This is a genomic window from Cellulomonas triticagri, assembly GCF_003696205.1.
Lineage (GTDB): Bacteria > Actinomycetota > Actinomycetes > Actinomycetales > Cellulomonadaceae > Cellulomonas > Cellulomonas triticagri.
Genome location: NZ_RFFI01000043.1, coordinates 1 through 23,417 on the forward strand (window position 1 = coordinate 1; position 23,417 = coordinate 23,417).

The 23,417-nt window shown below is 74.8% G+C and carries 22 protein-coding genes and 1 pseudogene; 11 read left to right on the forward strand and 12 right to left on the reverse strand.

Annotated features, from left to right (window positions below; genetic code table 11):
* Positions 1-426 (forward strand): DUF4307 domain-containing protein (locus EBM89_RS09325; protein ID WP_233571646.1); only part of this gene is annotated, 426 nt, incomplete at its 5' end.
* 228 nt (positions 427-654) lie between these two features.
* A complete protein-coding gene (gene greA / locus EBM89_RS09330) occupies positions 655-1,143 on the forward strand; it encodes a transcription elongation factor GreA (protein WP_122149166.1) in 489 nt (162 codons plus the stop codon).
* Between the two features lie 63 nt (positions 1,144-1,206).
* Here greA and EBM89_RS09335 read toward each other — a convergent pair whose 3' ends face one another.
* Positions 1,207-1,677, reverse strand: coding sequence for an SRPBCC domain-containing protein (locus EBM89_RS09335; protein WP_122149167.1), 471 nt, complete (start codon positions 1,675-1,677; stop codon positions 1,207-1,209).
* Positions 1,678-1,693: 16 nt separating this feature from the next.
* Between EBM89_RS09335 and EBM89_RS09340 the strand changes: the two genes are divergently transcribed.
* Positions 1,694-2,026, forward strand: coding sequence for an ArsR/SmtB family transcription factor (locus EBM89_RS09340; RefSeq protein WP_233571647.1), 333 nt, complete (start codon positions 1,694-1,696; stop codon positions 2,024-2,026).
* Positions 2,027-2,032: 6 nt separating this feature from the next.
* On the opposite strand, the gene ilvA is transcribed toward EBM89_RS09340, so the two are convergent.
* The 3 genes from ilvA to EBM89_RS09355 form a co-directional block, all read right to left on the reverse strand.
* Positions 2,033-3,238, reverse strand: a complete 1,206-nt coding sequence (ilvA, locus tag EBM89_RS09345) for a threonine ammonia-lyase (protein WP_122149169.1) — start codon at positions 3,236-3,238, stop codon at positions 2,033-2,035.
* Positions 3,239-3,249: 11 nt separating this feature from the next.
* A complete protein-coding gene (locus EBM89_RS09350) occupies positions 3,250-4,467 on the reverse strand; it encodes an AI-2E family transporter (protein WP_439647179.1) in 1,218 nt (405 codons plus the stop codon).
* 119 nt (positions 4,468-4,586) lie between these two features.
* The gene (locus EBM89_RS09355) at positions 4,587-5,795 is read right to left on the reverse strand and encodes a cystathionine gamma-synthase (protein ID WP_122149193.1); all 1,209 of its coding nucleotides are present in this window, start codon (positions 5,793-5,795) and stop codon (positions 4,587-4,589) included.
* 149 nt (positions 5,796-5,944) lie between these two features.
* On the opposite strand from EBM89_RS09355, the gene msrA reads away from it, so the two are divergent.
* On the forward strand, positions 5,945-6,613 hold the full coding sequence (gene msrA, locus EBM89_RS09360; RefSeq protein WP_122149170.1) for a peptide-methionine (S)-S-oxide reductase MsrA: 669 nt from the start codon (positions 5,945-5,947) through the stop codon (positions 6,611-6,613).
* A 102-nt stretch (positions 6,614-6,715) separates the two neighbouring features.
* Here msrA and deoD read toward each other — a convergent pair whose 3' ends face one another.
* The 3 genes and pseudogenes from deoD to EBM89_RS22080 form a co-directional block, all read right to left on the reverse strand.
* Positions 6,716-7,432: a purine-nucleoside phosphorylase gene (deoD, locus tag EBM89_RS09365; RefSeq protein WP_122149171.1), complete on the reverse strand. Its 717-nt coding sequence runs from the start codon at positions 7,430-7,432 to the stop codon at positions 6,716-6,718.
* A gap of 129 nt (positions 7,433-7,561) precedes the next feature.
* Positions 7,562-7,966, reverse strand: coding sequence for an FKBP-type peptidyl-prolyl cis-trans isomerase (locus EBM89_RS22075; RefSeq protein WP_233571650.1), 405 nt, complete (start codon positions 7,964-7,966; stop codon positions 7,562-7,564).
* Between the two features lie 126 nt (positions 7,967-8,092).
* Positions 8,093-8,845: pseudogene (locus tag EBM89_RS22080) on the reverse strand (phosphatase PAP2 family protein); the annotation flags it as partial.
* Positions 8,846-8,974: 129 nt separating this feature from the next.
* Between EBM89_RS22080 and EBM89_RS09375 the strand changes: the two are divergent.
* Positions 8,975-10,240 (forward strand): FAD-binding protein, encoded by a 1,266-nt coding sequence (locus EBM89_RS09375; protein ID WP_122149173.1) that lies wholly within the window; start codon positions 8,975-8,977, stop codon positions 10,238-10,240.
* 42 nt (positions 10,241-10,282) lie between these two features.
* Here EBM89_RS09375 and EBM89_RS09380 read toward each other — a convergent pair whose 3' ends face one another.
* From EBM89_RS09380 to EBM89_RS09400, 5 genes are all read right to left on the reverse strand, one after another.
* Positions 10,283-11,689, reverse strand: coding sequence for a cystathionine beta-synthase (locus tag EBM89_RS09380; RefSeq protein WP_122149174.1), 1,407 nt, complete (start codon positions 11,687-11,689; stop codon positions 10,283-10,285).
* 64 nt (positions 11,690-11,753) lie between these two features.
* On the reverse strand, positions 11,754-13,400 hold the full coding sequence (locus EBM89_RS09385) for a UxaA family hydrolase (protein ID WP_122149175.1): 1,647 nt from the start codon (positions 13,398-13,400) through the stop codon (positions 11,754-11,756).
* On the reverse strand, positions 13,397-14,506 hold the full coding sequence (locus EBM89_RS09390; protein WP_147463506.1) for a sugar kinase: 1,110 nt from the start codon (positions 14,504-14,506) through the stop codon (positions 13,397-13,399). The genes EBM89_RS09385 and EBM89_RS09390 overlap by 4 nt, the downstream gene beginning before the upstream one ends.
* A 92-nt stretch (positions 14,507-14,598) precedes the next feature.
* Positions 14,599-15,624 carry a LacI family DNA-binding transcriptional regulator gene (locus EBM89_RS09395; RefSeq protein ID WP_122149177.1) on the reverse strand — a complete coding sequence of 342 codons (1,026 nt, stop codon included), beginning with the start codon at positions 15,622-15,624 and terminating at the stop codon, positions 14,599-14,601.
* Between the two features lie 68 nt (positions 15,625-15,692).
* The gene (locus tag EBM89_RS09400; protein WP_122149178.1) at positions 15,693-17,144 is read right to left on the reverse strand and encodes a Gfo/Idh/MocA family protein; all 1,452 of its coding nucleotides are present in this window, start codon (positions 17,142-17,144) and stop codon (positions 15,693-15,695) included.
* 238 nt (positions 17,145-17,382) lie between these two features.
* On the opposite strand from EBM89_RS09400, the gene EBM89_RS09405 reads away from it, so the two are divergent.
* From EBM89_RS09405 to kduI, 6 genes are all read left to right on the forward strand, one after another.
* Positions 17,383-18,330: a carbohydrate ABC transporter permease gene (locus EBM89_RS09405; RefSeq protein WP_122149179.1), complete on the forward strand. Its 948-nt coding sequence runs from the start codon at positions 17,383-17,385 to the stop codon at positions 18,328-18,330.
* A gap of 16 nt (positions 18,331-18,346) precedes the next feature.
* On the forward strand, positions 18,347-19,270 hold the full coding sequence (locus tag EBM89_RS09410; RefSeq protein WP_122149180.1) for a carbohydrate ABC transporter permease: 924 nt from the start codon (positions 18,347-18,349) through the stop codon (positions 19,268-19,270).
* A gap of 118 nt (positions 19,271-19,388) precedes the next feature.
* Positions 19,389-20,708, forward strand: a complete 1,320-nt coding sequence (locus EBM89_RS09415; RefSeq protein WP_122149181.1) for an ABC transporter substrate-binding protein — start codon at positions 19,389-19,391, stop codon at positions 20,706-20,708.
* 131 nt (positions 20,709-20,839) lie between these two features.
* The gene (locus EBM89_RS09420) at positions 20,840-21,775 is read left to right on the forward strand and encodes a fumarylacetoacetate hydrolase family protein (RefSeq protein ID WP_122149182.1); all 936 of its coding nucleotides are present in this window, start codon (positions 20,840-20,842) and stop codon (positions 21,773-21,775) included.
* A complete protein-coding gene (kduD, locus tag EBM89_RS09425; protein WP_122149183.1) occupies positions 21,772-22,536 on the forward strand; it encodes a 2-dehydro-3-deoxy-D-gluconate 5-dehydrogenase KduD in 765 nt (254 codons plus the stop codon). The genes EBM89_RS09420 and kduD overlap by 4 nt, the downstream gene beginning before the upstream one ends.
* A gap of 50 nt (positions 22,537-22,586) precedes the next feature.
* The gene (gene kduI, locus EBM89_RS09430) at positions 22,587-23,417 is read left to right on the forward strand and encodes a 5-dehydro-4-deoxy-D-glucuronate isomerase (RefSeq protein ID WP_122149184.1); all 831 of its coding nucleotides are present in this window, start codon (positions 22,587-22,589) and stop codon (positions 23,415-23,417) included.

Consider the following 23,417-nt stretch of genomic DNA (forward strand, 5'->3'; position numbering starts at 1 on the left):
GGCCCCGCCGACGCGCCCGCCGCGACCGTCCCCGCGAGCCCGGGCGAGCCCCCCGCCGGGCGGTACGGCCGCGAGCGTCCGCCGGGCCACCGCCGCGTCGCGCGCGCCCTGGTGGCGGTGCTCGCCCTCGTCGGCCTGGGGATCACGGTCTGGATCGGCCTGGACCGCGGCGACTCCATCACCTGGAAGGACGTCGGGTACCGCGTCGCGGGCAGCGAGTCGGTCGAGATCACGTTCGACGTCACCAAGGACGCGGACGCGACCGTGCGCTGCCGGGTCCAGGCGCTGTCGGAGCGGTACGCCGAGGTCGGCGTGCAGACCGTCACCGTCGGGCCCGCGGGGACCGCGACCCAGCGGGTGACCGTCACGATCCCCACCGCGCAGGAGGCGGTCACCGCGGTGGTGGAGACCTGCGAAGCAGCCTGACCCCGCCTGACGCACGGTGGGGACCACCCCCGCGACGACGCGCCGGTTGGTATGCTTGCCGATTCATACGCCGCCCCGGTCCGACGTCGCCCGACGTCGACCCCAGGTCGACGAGACCGCGAGGGTGACGGCGGGATCCCGCTCACGCACCACGCGCTCGCGCACGCCTGACCGGGCTGACGACCCGCACGCCCCCACGGGCGCGCACCACGCAGGGAAGGAGTGGACGTGACCGACACGACGCAGGCCGCCACCTGGCTGACGCAGGAGGCCTACGACCGCCTCAAGGGCGAGCTCGAGCACCTCGAGGGCCCCGGACGCGCCGAGGTCACCGAGCGCATCGCCGCCGCGCGCGACGAGGGCGACCTCAAGGAGAACGGCGGCTACCACGCCGCCCGCGAGGAGCAGGCCAAGCAGGAGGCCCGCATCCGCGAGCTCAAGGAGAAGCTCCGCAACGTGCAGATCGGCACGCCGCAGGACGACGGCGTCGTCGAGCCCGGCATGGTGGTCACGGCCGTCGTCGCCGGGGACGAGATGACGTTCCTGCTGGGCTCGCGCGAGATCGCCGGCTCCGCGGACATCGAGGTCTTCTCCCCCACCTCCCCGCTGGGCGCGTCGATCAACGGCCGCAAGGTCGGCGACAAGGTCACCTACACGGCGCCGAACGGCCGGGACATCCCGGTCGAGGTCACGGCCGCGAAGCCGTTCACGGGCTGACCCGCACCACGCTCCCCGGGGGCCCCGTCCGCAGCAGCGGCGGGGCCCTCGGCACGTCCGGGGTCAGGCGTAGAAGCCGTCCCGCAGGTTGATGCCGTGCTCCACCCACGCCTTGAGCGCGGCGAGCATGCCGGTCCAGCCCGCGCAGTTCCCGAACGCCTGGCGCGCGCCCTGCGCGGTCGGCAGCCACGCCGACTCGGAGATGGTGACGAGCGTCCGGGTGTCCCCGTCGAGCGGCTCGAGCTCGAACGTGGTCGTCGTGCTCCCGCCGTCGACGGCGGCCTCGCCCTCCCAGCGGATCACGAGCCGCCGGGGCGGGTCTGCCGCGACCACGGTCACCGGGAACGCGCCCGGGAAGTCGTGGAAGTCCCAGGTGACGTCCGCGCCGACCTCCAGCCGGCCGCGGGCGCCGCCGGTGGTGAAGTAGCGGGACAGCTGCTCGGGGTCCGCGATCGCCTCGTAGACCTCGGCGCACGGGCGCCCGACGCGCCCCGACACGGTGAACTCCAGGTGGTCCAGCGCCTCATCGCTCATGTTGTATTTTTACAACGTGTCGACGCAGCAGGACAACCCCTCGGACGACCTCGTGTTCAAGGCGCTCGCCTCGTCGACCCGCCGGCACCTGCTCGACCTGCTCCGGGACGCGCCCCGCACCACCGGCGCGCTGTGCGCCGCCACGCCGGACCTGGACCGCACGACGGTGCTCCAGCACCTGCGCGTCCTGGAGCGCGCGGGCCTGGTCACCGGCCGGCGGGTGGGGCGCGAGCGGCACCTGCAGCTCGCGCCGCTGCCGATCAAGCGCATCCACGACCGGTGGATCAGCGACTACGCGCGCGCCGCCGTGGACCTGCTCGACCGGCTCGACACCGGCGACCCGGGCTGACCCCCGTCAGTGCTCGGCGAGCCGGAAGCCGTCGTCCCGCAGGTGCTGCAGCACCCGGGCGCAGTGGTCGGGGCCCTTCGTCTCGACCTGCACCTCGATCTCGACCTCGTCGATCTCCAGGTCGACGCCGGTCCGCACGTGCGAGACGTGCATGACGTTCGCCCCCACCGACGCGAGCTCGCGCAGCAGCCCCGCCAGCGCGCCGGGCGTGTCGTGCACCCGCACCCGCAGCTGCAGGTACCGGCCCGACACCGCCAGCCCGTGCCGCACGACGCGCAGCAGCACCAGCGGGTCGATGTTCCCGCCGGACAGCAGCACCACCACCGGGCCCTCCAGGTCCCCCGGCGGCGCGGCCATCACCGCGGCGACCCCGGCGGCCCCGGACGGCTCGACCAGCAGCTTCGCCCGCTCGGCGACCAGCAGCAGCGCGCGGGACAGGTCCTCCTCGGACACCGTGCGCACCTCGCAGGCGTGCCGGCGCAGCACCTCGAACGGCACCCGGCCGGGCGTGCCGACCGCGATGCCGTCGGCCATGGTGTGCAGCTCGGCGGCCGGGACCGGCTCCCCCGCCGCCAGCGACGCCGGGTAGGCCGCGGCGCGGGCCGCCTGCACCCCGATGACGCGCACGTGCGGGGCGACCTCCGCGACCAGCGCCTGCACGCCCGCGGCGAGCCCGCCGCCGCCGAGCGGGACGACGATCGTGCGGACGTCCGGGACCTGCTCCAGGACCTCCAGGGCGATGGTGGCCTGCCCCGCAACGATGTCCTCGTGGTCGAACGGGTGGATCAGCACCCGGCCGGTGCGCTCGGCCTCGGCGCGTGCCGCGACCAGGGCCTCGTCCACGCTGCGGCCGTGCAGCCGCACCTCGGCGCCGTACTCCTTGGTGGCCGCGATCTTCGGCAGCGCGGCGTCCACCGGCATGTAGACGACGGCGTCGATGCCGAGCAGCTGCGCCGCCAGCGCCACGCCCTGCGCGTGGTTGCCCGCGCTCGCCGCGACCACCCCGGCGGACTTCTCGACGGCCGACAGCCGGGCCATGCGCACGTACGCGCCGCGGATCTTGAACGAGCCCGCGCGCTGCAGGTTCTCGCACTTGAGCAGCACCGGGACACCGGCCACCTGGCTGAGGGCGCGCGACGACTCGACGGGGGTGAGGGTCGCCACCCCCTCCAGCAGGCGTGCGGCAGCGCGGGCGTCGTCGAGGAAGGTCACCTGCGTATCTTTCACCGCGCGGCGGGCGGGGCGTCACCGACGCGCCCGGCGTCCGCCGACGCGGCGGACCGGCGCCGCCCGAAGCGGCCCGGCGGGCGGATCCGCACGTGGTCCTCCGTGCCGAGGTCCGGGAACTTGTCGTGCCCGTGCAGGTACAGCAGCACGGTGTTCGCGACCGCCGCGATCGGGACCGCGAGCAGCGCGCCGACGATGCCCGCCGCGAGCGAGCCCGCCGACACCACCAGCAGCACCGCCACCGGGTGCAGCGACACCGCGTGGCCCATGAGGAACGGCTGCAGCACGTGGCCCTCGATCTGCTGCACCAGCAGCACGACGCCGAGCATGATCAGCGCGACCACCCAGCCCTGCGACACCAGCGCGACCAGCACCGCGATGGCGCCGGTCGCGATCGCGCCGACGAACGGGATGAACGACCCGACGAACACCAGCGTCGCCAGCGGCACCGCCAGGGGGACGCCGAGGATCGCGGCACCCGTGCCGATGCCGACCGCGTCGACGAACGCGACCAGGATCTGCGTGCGCGTGTAGGCGGACAGCGTGACGATGCCGCGCCGACCCGCCTGGTGCACGCGCTCGCGCACCCGCACCGGCAGCAGTCCGACCAGCCACGTCCAGATGGTCCGGCCGTCGAGCAGGAAGAAGAACGTGCAGAACAGCGCGACCAGCGCGCCCGCCGCCACGTGCCCGACGGTCGTGGTCACCGACAGCGCGCCGGACAGCAGGGTGCTCGCGTTGTCCGTCAGCTGGGTGCGGCCCTGCTCGATCAGGTCGTCGAGCTGGTCCGTGCCGAGGTTCAGCGGGCCGTCCGACAGCCACGCGACCAGCTCGTCGAACCCGCCCGCCGCCTGCTGGTACAGGTCGCCGAACCCGTTGCCGATGGACCGGCTCGCGAGCGTCACCAGTCCCGCGACCACGCCGATCAGCACCAGCACCGCGGTGATCGCCGCCGCCGCCCGGGGGAACCGGGCCACCCGCTGCAACCAGCCGGCCACCGGGGTGAGCAGCACCGTCAGCAGCAGCGCGACCGCCACCGCCACGACCAGCACCTTGAAGAACGCGAGGAACCACACCGCCACCGCCGACGCGGCGACGATCAGCAGGAACCGCCACGACCACGCCGCGGCCGCCCGCACCGCCGGGGACACCGACTGCGCGGCGGACCACCCGGGCGGGGTGGCCCCGCGCACGAGGTCGCCGTCGTCCAGCACCGGGGGCGCCGTGGGCGCTGTGGGCGCGGCGGGCGCCGAGCCCCCCGCCGCCGCGTCCGGAGCGGCATCGGCCGGCACGGCCGCCCCCGGCTCCGCCGGCACATCGCCCCCGGGTGCCGTCACGCCAGGGCCCGTGCCAGGTCGGCGAGCAGGTCGGCCTCGTCCTCGATGCCGACCGAGATCCGCACCAGGTCGTCCGGGACCTCCAGGTCGGTGCCCGCGACCGAGCCGTGCGTCATCCGCGCCGGCAGCTCGATGAGCGACTCGACGCCGCCGAGCGACTCCGCGAGCGTGAACACCTGGGTGCGCGCGCACACCTGCGCGGCGCGCTCCGCCGAGCCGACCCGGAACGACACCATGCCGCCGAACCCGGACATCTGCCGGGCCGCGACCTCGTGCCCCGGGTGGCTCTCCAGCCCCGGGTAGATCACCGCGGTCACGTCGTCGCGGGCGTCGAGGAACGCGGCGACCGCGGCGGCGTTCGCGCAGTGCCGGTCCATCCGCACCGCCAGCGTCTTCAGGCCCCGCAGCGTCAGCCACGCGTCGAACGGCCCGGCCACCGCGCCCGAGGCGTTCTGGTGGAACCCGACGGCGTCCGCGAGCGCCGTGCCGCCCGCCGGGCTCTCCAGACCGACCGGCAGCTGCGCGCCGTCCGCGACGACCAGGGCGCCGCCGACCACGTCGGAGTGCCCGCCGATGTACTTGGTCGTCGAGTGCACGACGACGTCCGCGCCGAGCGCCAGCGGCTGCTGCAGGTACGGCGTCGCGAAGGTGTTGTCCACGACGAGCACGGCACCGGCCGCGCGGGCGTGCGCCGCGAGCGCCGGGATGTCGGAGATCCCCAGCAGCGGGTTGGTGGGCGTCTCGACCCAGATGAGCTTGGTCTGCCCGGGGCGGATCGCGGCGAGCACCGCGTCGGCGTCGGACAGGTCGACCGGCGTGTGCTCGATGCCCCACGGGCCGAACACCCGGGCGATCAGGCGGTAGGTGCCTCCGTAGGCGTCGTCCGGGACGACCACGTGGTCGCCGGGCCGCAGCACGGCACGCAGCAGCGTGTCCTCCGCGGCGAGCCCGGACGCGAACGCGAAGCCCGCGCCGCCGCCCTCGGCCGCGCGCAGCGCCTCCTCCAGCGCCGTGCGGGTCGGGTTGCCCGAGCGGGAGTACTCGTACCCGCCACGCAGGCCGCCGACGCCGTCCTGCTTGTACGTCGAGACCTGGTAGATCGGGGTCACGACCGCACCGGTCGCGCCGTCCGGCTCCTGACCGGCGTGGATGGCCCGGGTCGAGAAGCCCGCCGCCGACCAGTCGCCGTGGTCCTGCTGCTCCAGGTCGCCGTCCACCGTGACCTGCGGCGGCTCGGGCTGGGTCGGGGTGCTGTCGTTCGCGTCGCTCACCCCCTCAGGCTAGGCCCCCGCGCGCGGGAACACCCGGGCACGCCCGCGGGTTGAGTGCAGCGGACCCGAGGAAGGGAGTCACGATGAACTGGCTGTTCGGATCGGCGCTGAAGTCGACCATGGTGGAGCCGGAGCGCGCGCTGAAGGGCCGCGAGGGCTACACCTACGCGGTGCCGACCACCCACACGGTCCTCGGCACGCCGCTGCGCGGCCCGCACCCCGACGGCACGCGGACGCTCGTCGTCGGCATGGGCTGCTTCTGGGGCGCCGAGCGCATCTTCTGGCAGCTGCCCGGCGTGGTCGTCACGTCCGTCGGCTACCAGGGCGGGTACACCCCCTACCCGACCTACGAGGAGGTGTGCACCGGCCTGACCGGGCACGCCGAGGTCGTCGAGGTCGCGTACGACCCCGCGGTCGTCTCGGACGCGGACGTGCTGCGCACGTTCTGGGAGTCGCACGACCCGACGCAGGGCTACCGGCAGGGCAACGACCGGGGCACGCAGTACCGGTCGGTCGTCTACACGACCACGCCGGAGCAGGCCGCGGCCGCCGAGGAGACCCTCGCCGCGTACCAGGACCGGCTCACCGCCGCCGGGTACGGGCAGATCACCACCGAGGTGCGGACCACCGCCGAGGCCGGCCCGTACTACTACGCCGAGGACTACCACCAGCAGTACCTCGACAAGAACCCGAACGGGTACTGCGGCATCGGCGGCACGGGCGTCTCGTGCCCGCGCCCGCTCGACGCCTAGCACCGCGAGGTCGTCGCACGTCGCCGAGGTCGTCACTCGTGAGTGACGACCTCGGCGGGTCGTGACGACCTCGGCGCGCGTCAGGCGCGCTCCACGCGTGCGTCAGGCCGCGGCGAACGCCGCGAGGCCGATCTGGACGGCGCGGTCGAACAGCTGCTCGCGCTCCTCGGCCGACAGCTCGGCCGCCTGGAACGTGAAGTCCGAGATCGACACCAGCGCGAGGGCCTTCGCCCGCTCGCGGTCCGCGACGGCGTACAGGCCCGCGGCCTCCATCTCGACGGCGAGGGTGCCGTGGTCCGTCAGCGCCTGCGTCACGTGCGGGCGGTCCGCGTAGAACACGTCCGAGGTCAGCACCGGCCCGGCGTGCACGCCGGCACCCGGCGTCGCCTGCCCGGCCGCGAACGCCGCGGCCGCCAGCCCGAAGTCCGGGACGTGCGAGTAGTGGATGCCGCCCGGGATCCGGTTCGCGCTCACCGACGAGTCCGTGTGCGCGGCCGTCGCGACGACGACGTCGCCGAGCTCCAGGTGGCGGGCCATGCCTCCGGCGGTGCCGATGCGGATGATCCGCTGCACGCCGTAGAACCGGTACAGCTCCGTCGCGTAGATCGAGATCGACGGGACGCCCATGCCCGAGGCCATGACCGACACCGGACGGCCCTCGAACGTGCCGGTGTAGCCGAGCACGCCGCGCACCTCGGTGACCAGGCGGGCGTCCTCCAGCACCGTCTCGGCGATGCGCGTCGCGCGGCGCGGGTCGCCCGGCATGAGGACGTCGGGCGCGAAGTCGCCGGGCTCGGCGGAGATGTGCGGGGTGGCCATGGTGCTCCTCAGGACGTGCGGGGTGCTCGGGTGGGGCCGGACGCGCGGGACCGGCGGGACGGGCCGGACGCCGCGCCGCCGCCCGACCCGGTGCGGGCGGACGGCGGCGCGGTCACGGTGCGGTGCGGGTCAGCGGGTGCCGACGATGTCGACGACGAACACCAGGGTGTCGCCGCCCTTGATGCCGGCCTGCGGCACGCCGCGGTCGCCGTAGCCCAGGTGCGGCGGGATCGACAGCAGCACGCGGGAGCCGACCGGCTGCCCGACCAGGCCCTCGTCCCAGCCGCCGATGACGGCGCCGACGCCGATCGGGAAGTTGATGGACGAGCCGCGGTCGTACGAGTTGTCGAAGACGCCGCCCTTCCAGGACTGGCCGAGGTAGTGCACCTCGAGGTCGTCGCCGGCCTCGACGAGCGCGCCGTCACCCGGGGACAGCACGACGACCTGCAGGTCGGCCGGGGCGTCGCCCTCGGGGAACGTCAGGATCGGCTTCTCACCGAACGAACCGGTGGCCTGGGGCAGCGTGGCGGACATGACGTCTCCTTGATCGTGGGCGGAACGCCTCCATCCTGCCCGCTGCCCGGCCCCGCTCGCGAATGCACGCGGCAGCGCCCGGGTGGCCAGCGGGACCAGCACCGGCCGCAGCGCCAGCACCGCCGCGAGCACCGTCCCCGTCCCCAGGGCGGCCCCCGCGAGGACGTCGTGCGGCAGGTGCGCACCCTGCGCGACCCGCGCCGCCCCGACCAGGACCGCGAGCACCACCGCGACCGGCGGCAGCACCCGGGTCGCCAGCGGCCCCGGTCCGGCCCCGGGCGGCAGCGCCCGCGCGGCGCGGACCGTCACGACCACGGCCGTCGCGAGCGCGGCCGCCGCGGTGGTGTGCGTGCTGGGGAACGACCAGTCACCCGGCGGCGGGCACAGCGCGACGTCGACCAGCTCCCAGCAGCCCCGCGGCTCGCGGACGACCTCCTTGAGCCCGCGGCTCAGTCCGGAGGCGACGAGCGCGCCGACCACCGCCGCGCACCAGGTCGCCACCACCGTCGCGGTGGCGAGCAGCCCACGCCGGTCCCGGTCCCCGCGCCGCGACCGCCGGGTCGCCCCGCCCGCGCCCGGGCTCGCGGCACCGCCGTCCGGGACGACGACCGCCCGCCGTGGCCGGGCGAGCACCGCGACCAGCAGCACAAGGGCGACCAGCGCCGAGGCCCCGAGGAGCGCCACGGCCGACGCGGCGGCGACGCCCCCGGTCCGGACGGTGAGCGAGACGTACACGGTCTGGCTGAGGTCGTTCGTCGCCCAGGCGACGGCCACCGCGGCCGCCGTCGCGACCAGCACCCCGCCCGCGGCCGCGAGCCCCGGCAGCACGGGGGGCGCGGGCGGCGACGGGGGCGGGCCGGCGGGGGTGCGGTGGTCCATGACGCCGAACGGTACGCAAGCCCGGGCGCCTGCGGGTGCCGTTCGTCGCGGTGCGTGGGTACCGGCCCTGACCTCGGGTTACGGTCGTCCCGGCGGGCGAGGGGCGCCCGCCGGGAACGGGGAGCACCGATGACGCTGACCACCTGGGCCGGGAACCTCACCTACGCGGCCGCGCGCGTGCACGAGCCGCGCACCGTCGAGCAGGTGCAGGAGGTCGTCGCCGCCGCGCGGCACGTGCGGGCGCTCGGCACCCGGCACTGCTTCAACGACCTCGCCGACACCCCGCACGACCTGGTCCGCCTCGACGGGCTGGACCCCGACCTCCGCCTCGACACCGCCGCGCGCACCGTCACCGTCACGGGCGGCACCCGGTACGGCGCCCTCGCCCGGGCCCTGCACGCGCAGGGCTGGGCGCTGGGCAACCTCGCGTCGCTGCCGCACATCTCCGTGGCCGGGGCCGTGGCCACCGCCACCCACGGCTCCGGCGACCGGTCTCGGAACCTCGCCGCCGCCGTCGCCGCCCTCGACGTGGTCGGGGCGGACGGCTCGCTGCGGCGCCTCGCCCGGGGCGACGCGGACTTCCCGGGCGCCGTCGTCGCCCTGGGAGCGCTCGGCGTCGTCGTGCGGGTCACCCTCGACGTGGAGGAGACGTACGACGTCGCCCAGGAGGTGCACACCGACCTGCCGTGGGACGCCGTGCTGGACGACCTCGACGCCGTGACCGGCTCCGCCGACTCGGTCAGCCTGTTCACCGACTGGGTCGGGCCGACCGTGCGGCAGGTGTGGCGCAAGACCCGGCTCGCGCCCGGCGCGACCTACGAGCCCCGTCCGGACCTGTTCGGCGCGCGGCCCGCGACCGGACCGCTGCACCCGCTGCCCGGGATCGACCCCGTGAGCTGCACCCCGCAGCTCGGGGTGCCCGGGCCGTGGCACGAGCGGCTGCCGCACTTCCGGCTCGAGTTCACGCCCAGCAACGGCGACGAGCTGCAGTCGGAGTACCTGGTGCCCCGCGCGCACGCCGTCGGCGCGATCGAGGCGCTGCGCGCCCTCGGCCCGGTGGTGGCGCCGCTGCTGCAGGTCGCCGAGGTACGGACCGTCGCGGCCGACGACCTGTGGCTCAGCAGCGCGCAGGGCGGCGACCGCGTCGGCCTGCACTTCACCTGGCTGCCGCGCCAGGCCGAGGTGCAGGCGGTGCTCCCCCGGATCGAGGAGGCGCTCGCCCCGTTCGGCGCGCGGCCGCACTGGGGCAAGCTGTTCGACCGGGTCGTGCCCGGCGGCGGCGACCCCCGCGACGCCTACCCGCACCTGGACGACTTCCGCGCCCTGGTCGCGCGCACCGACCCGGACGGGACGTTCCGGAACCCGTTCGTGGAGCGGCACGTGCTGGGCGCCTGACCGGCCCCCGTCGACTGCGGCGGACGGGGACCCGGGCCGGGGTCAGTGCGCCAGGTACGCCAGCAGGTCGTGCCGGGTAAGGACCGCGACCGGGTTGCCGTCCGCGACGACCATGAGCGCGTCGTGCTTCTGCAGCTGCTCGCGGGCCCGCTCGACGGTCTCGCCCGCGCCGATCAGCGGCAGCGGCGCGGCCATGTGCCGGTCGACCCGGTCGGACAGCGTCGCCGTGCCCGCGAACACCGCGTCCAGCAGCTCGCGCTCGGACACCGCCCCGGCGACCTCGCCGATCTTCACCGGCGGCTCCGCGCCGACGACGGGCATCTGCGAGACGCCGTACTCCTGCAGGATCTCGATGGCGTCCCGGACCGTCTCGTTCGGGTGCGTGTGCACCAACGCGGGCAGACTGCCGTCCTTGGTGCGCAGCACGTCCGCGACCGTCGCCCCGGCGTCCGCGTCGAGGAACCCGTACGACCGCATCCACCGGTCGTTGAAGATCTTGGACAGGTAGCCGCGGCCGCTGTCCGGCAGCAGCACCACGATGACGGCGCGCGCGGCCGCCTCGGGGTCCTCGTCCTGCAGCCGGCGGGCCAGGCGCAGCGCGCCCTCGACGGCCATGCCGCACGAGCCGCCGACCAGCAGCGCCTCCTCGCGGGCCAGCCGCCGGGTCATCGCGAACGAGTCCGCGTCCGACACGGCGATGATCTCGTCCGGCACCGCCGGGTCGTACGCGGCGGGCCAGAAGTCCTCGCCGACGCCCTCGACCAGGTAGGGACGCCCGTCGCCGCCCGAGTACACCGAGCCCAGCGGGTCGATGCCGACGACCTGGACCCGGCCGCCCTCGGCGGCACCGCGGTCGACGGAGGCGTCGTGCAGGTAACGGCCGGTGCCGGTGATGGTCCCGCCGGTGCCGACGCCCGCGACGAAGTGCGTGACCCGCCCGTCGGTGTCCGCCCAGATCTCCGGCCCGGTCGACGCGTAGTGGCTCGCGGGGCCGTTCACGTTCGCGTACTGGTTGGGCTTCCAGGCGCCCTCGATCTCCGTGACCAGCCGGTCCGACACCGAGTAGTACGAGTCCGGGTGGTCCGGCGGCACGGCCGTGGGCGTCACGACCACCTCGGCGCCGTACGCGCGCAGCACGTCGCGCTTGTCCTCCGAGACCTTGTCCGGGCAGACGAACACGCAGCGGTAGCCCTTGCGCTGGGCGACCAGCGCGAGGCCGACGCCGGTGTTGCCCGAGGTCGGCTCGACGATGGTGCCGCCCGGCCGCAGCTCCCCCGACTCCTCGGCGGCCTCGATCATCCGCAGCGCGATCCGGTCCTTCGCGGACCCGCCGGGGTTCACGTACTCGACCTTCGCGAGGATCGTGGCCGACAGCCCGGCGGTCACGGTGTTGAGCCGGACCAGCGGGGTGTCGCCGACCAGCTCCGAGATGTGCTGCGCGTACTTCACGGGTCTCCCAGGACAGCGGTGGACCGGGGACGTCGGCGCCCCCGAGGTCCCCCCAGCCTAGGTGTCAGGTGACGGTGCCGACGTGCCACGGGATGAACTCCTCCGTGCCGATCTCCAGCTCCTCGCTCACGGTGCGCTCCCCCGACGCGACCGCGAGCATCCGGTCGAACAGCACCTGCCCCACCTCCGCGACCGTCGCGGCCCCGTCGGCGATCGGCCCGGCGTCCAGGTCCATGTCCTCGGCCATGCGCTCGTACATCGGGGTGTTGGTCGCGACCTTGATCGACGGCGTCGGCCGGCAGCCGAACACGGACCCCCGCCCGGTCGTGAACACCACGAGGTTCGCGCCCCCGGCGACCAGCCCGGTCACGGACACCGGGTCGTACCCCGGGGTGTCCATGAACACGAAGCCGCCGTGCGGGGCCATCGGCTCCGCGTACGCGTAGACGGCGGACAGGTCGGCCTGCCCGCCCTTCGCGACCGCGCCCAGCGACTTCTCCAGGATCGTCGTGAGCCCGCCCGCCTTGTTGCCCGGCGACGGGTTGTTGTCCAACGAGCCGCCGCCCGCCGCGGCGTACCCCCGCCACCAGTCGATCCGGTCCAGCAGCCGCGTCGCGACGTCCGCGTCCACCGCGCGGCGCGTGAGCAGGTGCTCGGCGCCGAACACCTCGGGCGTCTCCGCCAGCGCCGACGTGCCGCCGTAGGCCACCAGGCGGTCGGACGCCCAGCCCAGCGCCGGGTTCGCGGTGATCCCGGAGTACCCGTCGGACCCGCCGCAGTTCAGCCCGAGCACGAGCTCGCTGACGTCGACGTCCTCGCGCGCGCACCGGTCGAGCTCCGGCAGCATCTCCCGGATCGCCTCGACGCCCGCGCGCACCGTCGCGCGCACGCCGCCGACGTCCTGGATGGTCAGGCTGCGCACCAGCGTCCCGTCCGGTATCGACGCGAGCAGCGGGTCCGCGACCGGCGGCGGCGCCCCGACCCCGGGCATCCCGAGGAACGACCCCGCGCGCGTGGTCAGCCGGTCGGTGGGGAGCATCTCGCAGCCGAGCCCGAGCACGAGGACGGCCCCGACGTTCGGGTGGGCCGCGTACCCCCGCAGGGTGCGCAGCAGCATCTGCCCGCCCTCGCTGTCCGGGACCATGCCGCACCCCGACTGGTGCGTCAGCGGCACGACCCCGTCGACGTCGCCGTACGCCGCGAGCGCCTCCGCCGGGAACTGCGCGGCGATCATCCGGGCCGTCGACGCCGAGCAGTTCACGCTGGTGAGGATCGCCAGGAAGTTCCGCGTCCCGACCCGGCCGTCCGCACGCCGGTAGCCGCGGAACGTCGGACGCGGCCCCGGCGGGACGGGCAGCACGGTCCGGGTGCCGCCGAGCTCGTGCTCCCGCTCGCCCTCCTCGAAGCCGAGGTTGTGCGCGTGCACGTGCTCCCCCGCGGCGACCGGGACGGTCGCGACGCCGATGACCTGCCCGTACTTGCGCACCGACCCGCCCGCCGCGACGGCGCGGGTCGCGACCTTGTGGCCGCGCGGCACGGCGTCGCGCACGGCGACGCGCAGCCCGTCGGCCCCGAGGGCCACGTCCCCGGGGGCGAGGTCGCGGGTCGCGACGGCGACGTCGTCGCCCTCGCGGAGCAGCAGCAGGTCCGGCCGGACGGTGCTGGCTGCGGGTGCGGCGGCGGTCGCGGGGGTCGGTGCGGGGGCGGTCATGCGGCGGGGTCCTTCCGTCGGGCGACGGCGGTCGCGGGCAGCGGTCCGTGCGCCGCGTCGCCGGGGGTGGTCATGGCGAGGGCGCCGGTGGCGACCGCGCGCTCCAGGGCGTCCGGGAGGCGGTCGCCGCGCAGCAGCCCGGCGACGAGGCCGGCGGCGAACGCGTCGCCGCTGCCGACCCGGTCCAGCACCTCGAGGTCGTCGTGCCCCGGGACGGCGTGCACGCCGTCGGACCGGGACCAGGCGAACGCGCCCCACGCGTTGCGGGACGCCGACCGCACGAGGCGCCGGGTGGTCGCGACGACGCGGACCCCTGGTGCCACGGCGCGGATCCGGGCGACGCCCGCCTCGAACGCGGCGCGGGCCGCCGCCGGGTCGTCGCCGGGCAGCGCACCGGTCCCGGGCAGCAGGTCCCAGGCCGAGCCGATGAGCACGTCGCACGACGTGACCAGGGACCGGGTCGTCGCCCGGGCCGCCTGCTGCCCGCCGCGCGCCGCCCACAGCGAGCGGCGGAAGTTGGTGTCGAACGAGACCGGGACGCCGAGGGCGCGCGCGGTCCGCATCGCGCGGGCGGCGGTCTCGGTCGTCGTCGGGGACAACGCCGCGAACACGCCGCCGGTGTGGAACCACCGGGTGCCGCCGAGGACCTCCTCCCACGGCAGGTCGCCGGGGGCGAGCGCCGCGACCGCGGTGCGGGCCCGGTCCGACACGCCCAGCGCCCCACGCACCCCGTGCCCCCGCTCGGTGAAGTTGAGCCCGTTGCGCCGGGGAACCGGTCCCCCGGGCTGCTCCCACCGCACCCAGCGCGTGTCGACGCCGGAGGCGAGCACCAGGTCCTCGACCAGCCGGCCGACCTCGTCGTCCACCAGCGCGGTGACGACCCCTGCGCGCAGCCCGTGCACCGCGGCGGCCGCGCGCGCGACGTTGTACTCGCCGCCGCCCTCGTGGACGGCGAACCGCCGGGCGGCGCGGATCCGGACCTCGCCGGGGTCGAGGCGGAGCATCACCTCGCCGAGCGCGAGCACGTCGGTGGTCGTCGTCGTCCGGGCGGCCCGGGACGGCGGACGGGGGACGGGGCGCCGCGGCGGCGCGGGTGCAGGGGGCACGGCCTCACCTCGGTGTCGGGATGCCCCCACCCTAGGCCAGGAACCGGTTTCTCGCCAGACCGAGAGGCGACCCGGCCACCCCGTGCCGTCGGTCAGGCGGCCGGGGCCGCCGAGGACGCGCGCGTGATCAGCCCGGTCGGCAGGATCTCGGCCACCCCGTCCACCACGACGCCGGGGTCGGCGGCCGGGGCCTCGTCCGCACCCGAGATCCGCGCGTGCAGCCGCTCCCACGCCCGGGCACCGATCCGGTCGTAGGGCACGGCGACCGTGGTCAGCGACGGCGTCGCGTACCGGGCGAGCTCGATGTCGTCGAACCCGACGACCGACAGCGCCCCGGGGACGTCGACACCGAGCTCGTGCAACCGACCGAGCAGCCCGAACGCCACCTGGTCGTTGTACGCGACCACGGCGGTCGCCGACGTCGCGAGCACCGCGTGCGCGATGCCGTACCCGTCCGCGACGGTCGCCCCGCACTCCAGCGTGAAGTACCGCAGGTCCCCGCGGGCGAGCCGGGCGCGCCCCAGCCCGTCGAGCCGGGCGACGTTCGACGGGCTGGACCCCGGCCCGGTCAGGTAGACGAGGTCCCGGTGACCGAGGTCCGCGAGGTGCTCGACCACCCCGGACATCGCCTGCGAGTAGTCGACGCTGATCGTCGGCACGTCCGTGCCCGGCAGCGAGCGGTTCACGACGACGACCGGCGCGATGTCGTCGAGCAGCGGCACCAGCTCCTCCGCGGGGGTGCGCGGCGCGACCACCACGAGCGCGTCGCACCGCGCGCGGGTGCTGCGCACCACGTCGACCTCGTCGCGGCCCGGGCCGGCGGTCTCCGCCACGACCACGCTGTACCCGCTGCGGTGCGCGCCGTCGGCCGCCGCGCGCAGCACGGCCTGGAACATCGGGTTCGTGAGGTCGGGCACGACGATGCCGACCGCGAGCGTCCGCCCGAGGGACAGCGAGCGCGCCGTCACCGACGGCCGGTACTGCAGCTCCTGGGCCGCGGCGCGGACCCGGCGGGTCAGCTCGGCGTCGACGACCACGCCGTTCATCACGCGTGACACGGTCGCCCGGGACACCCCCGCCGCCGTCGCGACGTCGCTGATGGTCGCGCCCGTGCGCATCGGCCTGCTTCCTCCCGGCCCCGGCCCCGCGGGGGACCCGTGGCCCGCGGACGGGGGTCCCGCCGCGCTCAGGTCGGCAGCCCCAGGCCGAGTTCGCCGATGGTAACAGGACGCCCGGTACGCAGTGAGGCGTTGGCGGCGATGCCGACCGCGGCCGCCCGCAGCCCGTCCTCGTACCCCGCGGCCCGGCGCAGCGGGTCCGGGTCGAGCCGCAGGTCACGGCGGAACACGTCGATGAGCAGCAGCGCGTCGCCGCCGCCGTGACCCCCCTCGCCGCGCGGGATCGGCACCTCCCGCGACCCCTCCCAGTGCCGCTGGACCACCAGCCGCTCGCCCTCGGGGCGGGACGGCGCGACCGGGGCCGCGCCCGGGGTCGCCGACGGGTCCAGCACGACCCGCCCCTCCGCGTCCACCGCGACCGCCCCGCGCTCGACCACCGTGAGCTCCGCGCGCCCCTCGGTGCCGTTCACCGCCACCGTGTACCCCTCCCACGGGCAGTGCGCGTTGAGCGAGTAGGTCATCGTCGCACCGCCGCGGTAGTCGACGACCAGCGCCAGGTTGTCGTCGATGGTGATGCCGGGGGCGAAGACGTCCCGGTCCCGCAGGTAGCCGTCGTGCTGCTCGGCGTCCAGGTAGAGGCCGCGCAGGCGCCGGTCGGCCCGCAGGTCCAGCGCCCACGGGTCGCCGTCGGCCCCGGTGCCGCGCTCCGGCCGCGGGCCGAGGCCCCGCGCGTCGGCGTTCTCCCGCCCGTAGAACCGCAGCCCGCCCGACGCGAACACCCGCTCCGGCACGTCGTCGAGCCACCAGTTGACCAGGTCGACGTGGTGCGAGGACTTGTGCACGCCCAGCCCGCCCGAGCGCTCGCGCTCGCGGTGCCAGCGACGGAAGTAGTCCGCGCCGTGCACGGTGTCCAGCACCCACTCGAAGTGCACGCTGGTCGGGCGGCCGATCTCCCCCGACGCGATCACCTCGCGCAGCGTGGAGTTCCGCGGCGAGTAGCGGTAGTTGAAGGTCATGACCAGGTCGCGACCCGTCCCGGTCACCGACCGCGCGAGGGCGCGGCACCCCTCGGCGTCCGTCGCGGCGGGCTTCTCCAGCACCACGTCCGCGCCGGCGGCCTGGGCGCGCGCCACGTGCTCGGCGTGCAGGTGGTCGGGCGTCGTGACCACGACGACGTCGACGCGCTCCCGCTCCACCATGCGCTCGAGGTCGTCCGGGCCGTACGTCGGCAGCCCCGCCGGGCCGTCCAGCCCGAGCGCCGCGCCGACCTCGGCGTCGTAGAACGCGATGCGCCCCGGGTTGGTGTCGCACCAGGCGACCACCTCGGCGACGTCCCGGTGCGGCCCGGTGATCGCCCCGACGTACATGCCCGCGCGGTGCCCGGTGCCGAGCACCGCGTACCGGCGTCGGGGCCGGTCCGGGGGCACGGGGGCCAGCCGGGGAGCGACGACGGCGTCCGCCCGGGTGGACGCGGAGGCCGCGCGCCGGGGTGCCGTCGGGTTCTGGTCGAGCTGCGTCATCGGTGCCCACCTCTCGGGAACGGGTTTCTCGACGAGCCTAGCCCGACGCGCGGAGCCGGGCCAGGGGCACCTCGGCCGTGGGACCTTGGGCCCCCGCGAGAGCACTCAGCAGGCCGTGATCCTGGGTCCGTCCCCAGGTTGCCGGGATCCCCCTGGACATCGTCCGTCGGACGTGGCTAGGTTCGGGAACCGGTTCCTCGGAGCCCCTTCTCTTGCCAGACCACGAGGAAGTGCGTCCATGACAGCGCTCAACGAGCTCCGCCAGCTGCGCCAGCAGCGTGGCGGGACGACGGTCAAGCCCGTCACCAACCTCCGGAAGTCCGACGGCCGCGCCGCCCTGGTCTTCCTCGCCCCGTGGTTCCTGGGGCTGTTCGGCATCACCCTGATCCCCCTGGTCGCCTCGCTGGTGCTCGCCACCACCGACTACGACCTGCTGACGGCCCCGACGTTCGTCGGGCTCGACAACTTCACGGCGATGCTGAGCGACACGCGCCTGCACCAGTCGCTCAAGGTCACGCTGCTGTACGTGCTGACCGGCGTCCCGCTGCAGCTCGTGGTCGCGCTCGGCCTGGCGGTGCTGCTCAACCGCGGCCTGCGCGGCATGACGTTCTACCGGTCCGTGTTCTACCTGCCCTCGCTGCTCGGCGGCTCCGTCGCCATCGCGATCCTGTGGCGGCAGGTGTTCGGCCAGGACGGCATCTTCAACGCGTTCCTCGGCTGGTTCGGCATCGAGGGCATGGGGTGGATCTCGCACCCCGACACCGCGCTGTGGACCATCGTGCTGCTGCACGTGTGGACGTTCGGCTCGCCGATGATCATCTTCCTCGCCGGCCTGCGCCAGGTCCCGGAGATGTACTACGAGGCCGCCTCGCTCGACGGCGCCTCCCGGTGGCGGCAGTTCCGCTCCGTGACGCTCCCGCTGCTCAGCCCGATCATCTTCTTCAACCTGGTGATGCAGGTGATCATCGCGTTCCAGGCGTTCACGCAGGCGTACGTCGTCTCGAACGGCTCGGGCGGTCCCTCGGACTCGACCCTCTTCTACACGCTCTACCTGTACCAGGAGGGCTTCTCGAACCTGCGGATGGGCTACGCCTCCGCGATGGCGTGGGTGCTCGTGCTCATCGTCCTGCTCCTGACCGCCGTGAACTTCTGGGCCTCGAAGTTCTGGGTCTTCTACGAGGACTGAGAGGAAGTCCCCCACGATGACGACGACGACATCCCCCGAATCGCCGGAACTCGGCGAGCGCGTCCGCACCCTCGCCGAGCAGAGCCCGCAGCGGCCCGGCCCCGCGCGCTGGCGCGGCATCGTCCGCACGTCCCTGCGGCACGCGGTCATGATCGGCGCGGCGATCGCGATGATCTACCCGCTGATCTGGCTGCTGGCCAGCTCGTTCAAGCCGACCGAGCTGATCTTCCGCGACCTGTCCCTGATCCCCACCGAGTGGGACTTCTCCAACTACGCCGTCGGCTGGGACGCGCTCGCGTCCCCGTTCGGCCGGTACCTGCTGAACTCGGCGATCATCGTCGCGGGCTGCCTCATCGGGAACCTCGTGACCTGCTCGATGGCGGGCTACGCGTTCGCCCGGCTGCAGTTCCGCGGCCGGAACCTGTGGTTCGCGATGATGCTCGTGACGATCATGCTGCCGATCCACGTGATCATCGTGCCGCGCTACATCATGTTCCAGCAGATGGACTGGATCAACACGTTCTGGCCGCTCATCGTGCCGAAGCTGCTGGCCACCGACGCGTTCTTCATCTTCCTCATGGTGCAGTTCTTCCGCGGCATCCCGCGCGAGCTCGAGGAGGCCGCGCGCATCGACGGCTGCGGCCACCCGCGCATCTTCTTCTCGGTGATGCTGCCGAACGCCGTGCCCGCGCTCGCGACGACCGCGATCTTCACCTTCATCTGGACGTGGAACGACTTCTTCAGCCAGCTGATCTTCCTCACGCAGGACGACGTGAAGACGGCGCCCCTCGCCCTGCGGCTGTTCCTCGACTCGTCGTCGGGCAGCTCCTGGGGCCCGATGTTCGCCATGTCGATCGTCACGATCATCCCGATCTTCTTCGTCTTCCTGCTCGGCCAGCGGTACCTGGTCCAGGGCATCGCGACGACCGGGATGAAGTGACCCCCGACCGGTCGCGCCCCGCCGGGTCGTGACCGAGGGCGGGGCGGCACGCCCCTGCCGCCTCGCCCGACACCCCCACCCGGCCGCGACGGCGCGGCCGACCACGAAGGGAACGCCCATGCAGGTTCTCGGACGCTCCGCGCCCGCCCGCCGCCTCACCGCGGTCACCGCCGCCGCGGCCCTCGCCCTCGGGCTCGCCGCGTGCGGCGGGGACGACTCGCCCTCGACCAGCCAGTCCGGGTCCGGCGACGACCAGGTCACCATCCGGTTCTCGTGGTGGGGCTCCGACACCCGCCAGCAGGTCACCCAGGAGGTGATCGACGCGTTCGAGGCGAAGTACCCCCACATCTCCGTGCAGCCCGACTACACCAGCTGGGACAACTACTTCGAGAAGCTCAACGTCGGCGCCGCCGGCGGCGACCTGCCCGACGTGATCACCCAGGAGGAGCGGTTCCTCGCCGAGTACGCGAACCGCGGCCTGCTCGCGGACCTGGACGAGCTCGGGCTCGACACCAGCGCGATCGACGACGCGATCCTCGACTCCGGCACCACCGACGACGGGCTGGTCGGCGTCGCCTCGGGCGTCAGCGTGCACGCCCCGGTCGCGGACCCCGCCGCGTTCGAGGCGGCGGGCGTCGACCTGCCGGACGACACCACGTGGACGTGGGACGACTACGAGGAGGTCGCGGCGGCGATCTCGGCCGGCAGCGACGGCGAGTACTACGGCGTGCAGGACTACAGCTTCCTCGAGGTCGTGCTGAAGATCATCGCCCGGCAGAACGGCGAGGAGGTCTTCACCGAGGACGGCGAGGTGGGCGTCTCGCAGGCGACCGTGGCCTCCTGGTTCCAGCGCTCCCTCGACCTGCAGGCGTCCGGCGGCGAGCCGTCCGCCTCGGTCTCGACCGAGGTGCAGGCGCAGGGCGTCGAGGGCTCGCTCCCCGCGACCAACGCCGGCGCGATGGCGTGGTTCTGGTCGAACCAGCTCGAGGCGATCCAGAGCGCCGCGGGTCGCGACCTCGTGCTGCTGCGCCCGCCGGGGGAGGCCGACGCCCAGCGCACCGGCACCTACCTCAAGCCGACGATGTACTACTCGGTCGCGGCGGGCTCGGACCACCCGGAGGAGGCGGCGCTGCTCGTCGACTTCCTCATCAACTCCACCGAGGCCGGTGAGCTGATCCTCGCCGACCGCGGCCTGCCGTCGAACGAGGACGTGCGCGAGGCGATCCTCCCGCTGCTGTCGGACGCCGACCGGGTCGGCGCCGAGTTCGTCACCGACATCTCCGAGACCGTCGTGGACGGCACCCCGGTGCCGCCGGTCGGCTCGGGCGAGACCACGCAGATCACCCAGCGCATCAACTCCGACCTGCTGTTCGGGCGGCTCACGGCCGAGGAGGCCGCGAAGCGCTGGATCGACGAGGTCTCGGCCGCGATCTCCTGACCGCGGGGTCGGGCGGCCCGGGGGTCTCCCCGTCCTCGGGGCCGCCCGGCCGCGCACCTCCCCGACGCACGCCGCGCCGGACCTCGCGCCCGCCCGATCCGGCCCTGCCCCTCCCCCCGGAAGGAGACCCCGTGCGACTCGTCAGCCACCTCGTCCGCGGCGCTGCCCGGCCCGGCGTGCTCGTCCCGGCACCCGACGGCGACCGCGTGCTCGACCTCGGCCCCGCCCTGCCCGGGCGGTCCGTGCTCGACGTCCTCGCCGACCCCGCCGTGCGTGCCGCCGCGCAGGCCGCCCTCGACGCCGCCCGCCCGGCGGACCTGCTCGACCGGGCCGCCGTGCGCCTGCTCCCGCCGGTCCACCCGGGCACCGTGTACGCCGTCGGCCACAACTACGTCGGCCACCTCGGGCGGGACGCCGACCCCGCCCAGCGGCCCGCGCACCCGAACGTCTTCGTGAAGACCCCGAACACGCTCGGCGGCCCCGACGACCCCGTCGTCCTGCCGCCCGCCGCGCACGAGGTCGACTACGAGGGCGAGATCGCCGTGGTCCTCGCCCGGCGGGCGCACCGGGTCCCGCTGGACGAGGCGGAGGCGTGCATCGGCGGCCTGACCCTGTACGACGACGTGTCCGCGCGCGACTGGCAGCGCCGGACCTCGCAGTGGGCGCTCGGCAAGTGCGCCGACGGGTTCGGACCGCTCGGGCCCGCCGTCGTCACCACGGACGAGGCGCTGCCCCTGGCGGGCCGCGAGCTCACCGTGGAGCGCGACGGAGTCGTCACCGCCCGGGCGAGCACCGACGACATGGTGTTCTCCCCCGCGTTCCTCGTGCACCACCTCAGCCAGCTGCTCACCCTCGAGCCCGGCGACGTCATCGCCACCGGCACCCCCGCGAAGCTCCCCGAGGCCGCGGACGCGCACCGTCCCCTGCGGCACGGCGACACCGTCACCGTCCGGGTGACCGGCCTCGGCGCGCTCACCACCACCTTCGTCGACCCGCCCGCGTCCCCCGGCGCACGCACCGCCGACGAGCCCACCCCCACCCGCACCACCACTGGAGGTCTCCCGTGATCCTCGACTCCTTCCGCCTCGACGGGAAGGTCGCCCTCGTCACCGGCGCCGCGCGCGGCCTCGGCCGGGGCGCCGCGCTCGCCCTCGCCGAGGCGGGCGCCGACCTGGCCCTGCTGGACCACGCCGCCGCGGAGCAGACCGCCGACGAGGTCCGGGCGCTGGGCCGCGAGTGCGTCGTGCTGGAGCGCGACCTGATCGCGGCCACCCCGGACGACGTGGACGACGACGTGCAGTCCGTGGTCGACGAGCTCGGCCGCATCGACGTGCTGGTGAACAACGCCGGCATCATCCGCCGCGCCCCGGTGCTGGAGCACAGCGCCGCCGACTGGGACGACGTCCTCGCCATCAACCTGGACGCGGTGTTCCACCTGTCCCGCTCGGCCGCGCGCCGGTACGTCGCGCAGGGCGGCGGCAAGATCATCAACATCGCGTCGATGCTGGCGTTCCAGGGCGGCGTCCTCGTGCCGGGCTACGCCGCCTCCAAGCACGCGGTCGCCGGCGTGACCAAGGCCCTCGCGAACGAGCTCGCCAGCCAGGGCGTCAACGCGAACGCCATCGCCCCCGGGTACATGGCGACCGACAACACCGCCGCGCTGCGCGCCGACGCCGACCGCGACCGGGCGATCCTCGAGCGCATCCCCGCCGCGCGCTGGGGCACCCCCGCCGACCTGCAGGGCGCCTTCGTGTTCCTCGCCTCCGCCGCCTCCGACTACGTCAACGGCGCCGTGCTGCCCGTCGACGGCGGCTGGCTGGTCCGCTGATCGCGACGCCGCGCCCGCACCCCCGACCGCACCACCAGGAAGGCCCCCTCATGGAGCACCGCTACGCCACCGGTCCCGACCACGTCGCCCGCGCCGACACCGCCGCGCTGCGCGACCAGTACCTCGTCCCCGACCTGTTCGTGCCCGGCGAGATCCGCCTCGTGCACACCCACCACGACCGGATGGTCCTCGGCGGCGTCGTCCCCGACGGTCGGACGCTGCGGCTGGAGGCGCCCGCCGACCTGCGGGCCGGCACGTTCCTGGAGCGCCGCGAGGCCGGCGTCGTCAACGTCGGCGGGCCCGCGGTCGTCGTCGCCGACGGCGAGCGGTACGAGCTGCCGACCCACGCCTGCCTCTACCTCGGCCGGGGCGTGCGGGACGTGACGTTCGCCGACGCCGCGGACGGCGACGGCGCGCAGCTCTACCTGGTGTCCGCCCCCGCGCACACCGCGTACCCGACGACGCTGGTCCTGCCCGAGGACGGCACCGTCCGCGAGCTCGGCGACCAGGAGACCTCCAACCGGCGGACGCTGCGGCAGTACATCCACGCCGACGGCATCCGCTCCTGCCAGGTCGTCATGGGCATGACCACGCTGCACCCGGGGTCGATGTGGAACACCATGCCCGCCCACACCCACGACCGGCGCACCGAGTGCTACCTGTACGTGGACGTCCCCCAGGACGCCCGCGTGCTGCACCTCATGGGCCGCCCGGAGGAGACCCGGCACCTCGTCGTCGCCGACCGGCAGGCCGTGATCTCGCCGTCGTGGTCGGTGCACACCGGCGTCGGCACCGCCGCCTACTCCTTCGTCTGGGCGATGGCGGGCGAGAACCAGGCGTTCGACGACATGGACGCGGTCCCCGTGACCGCGATGGCCTGA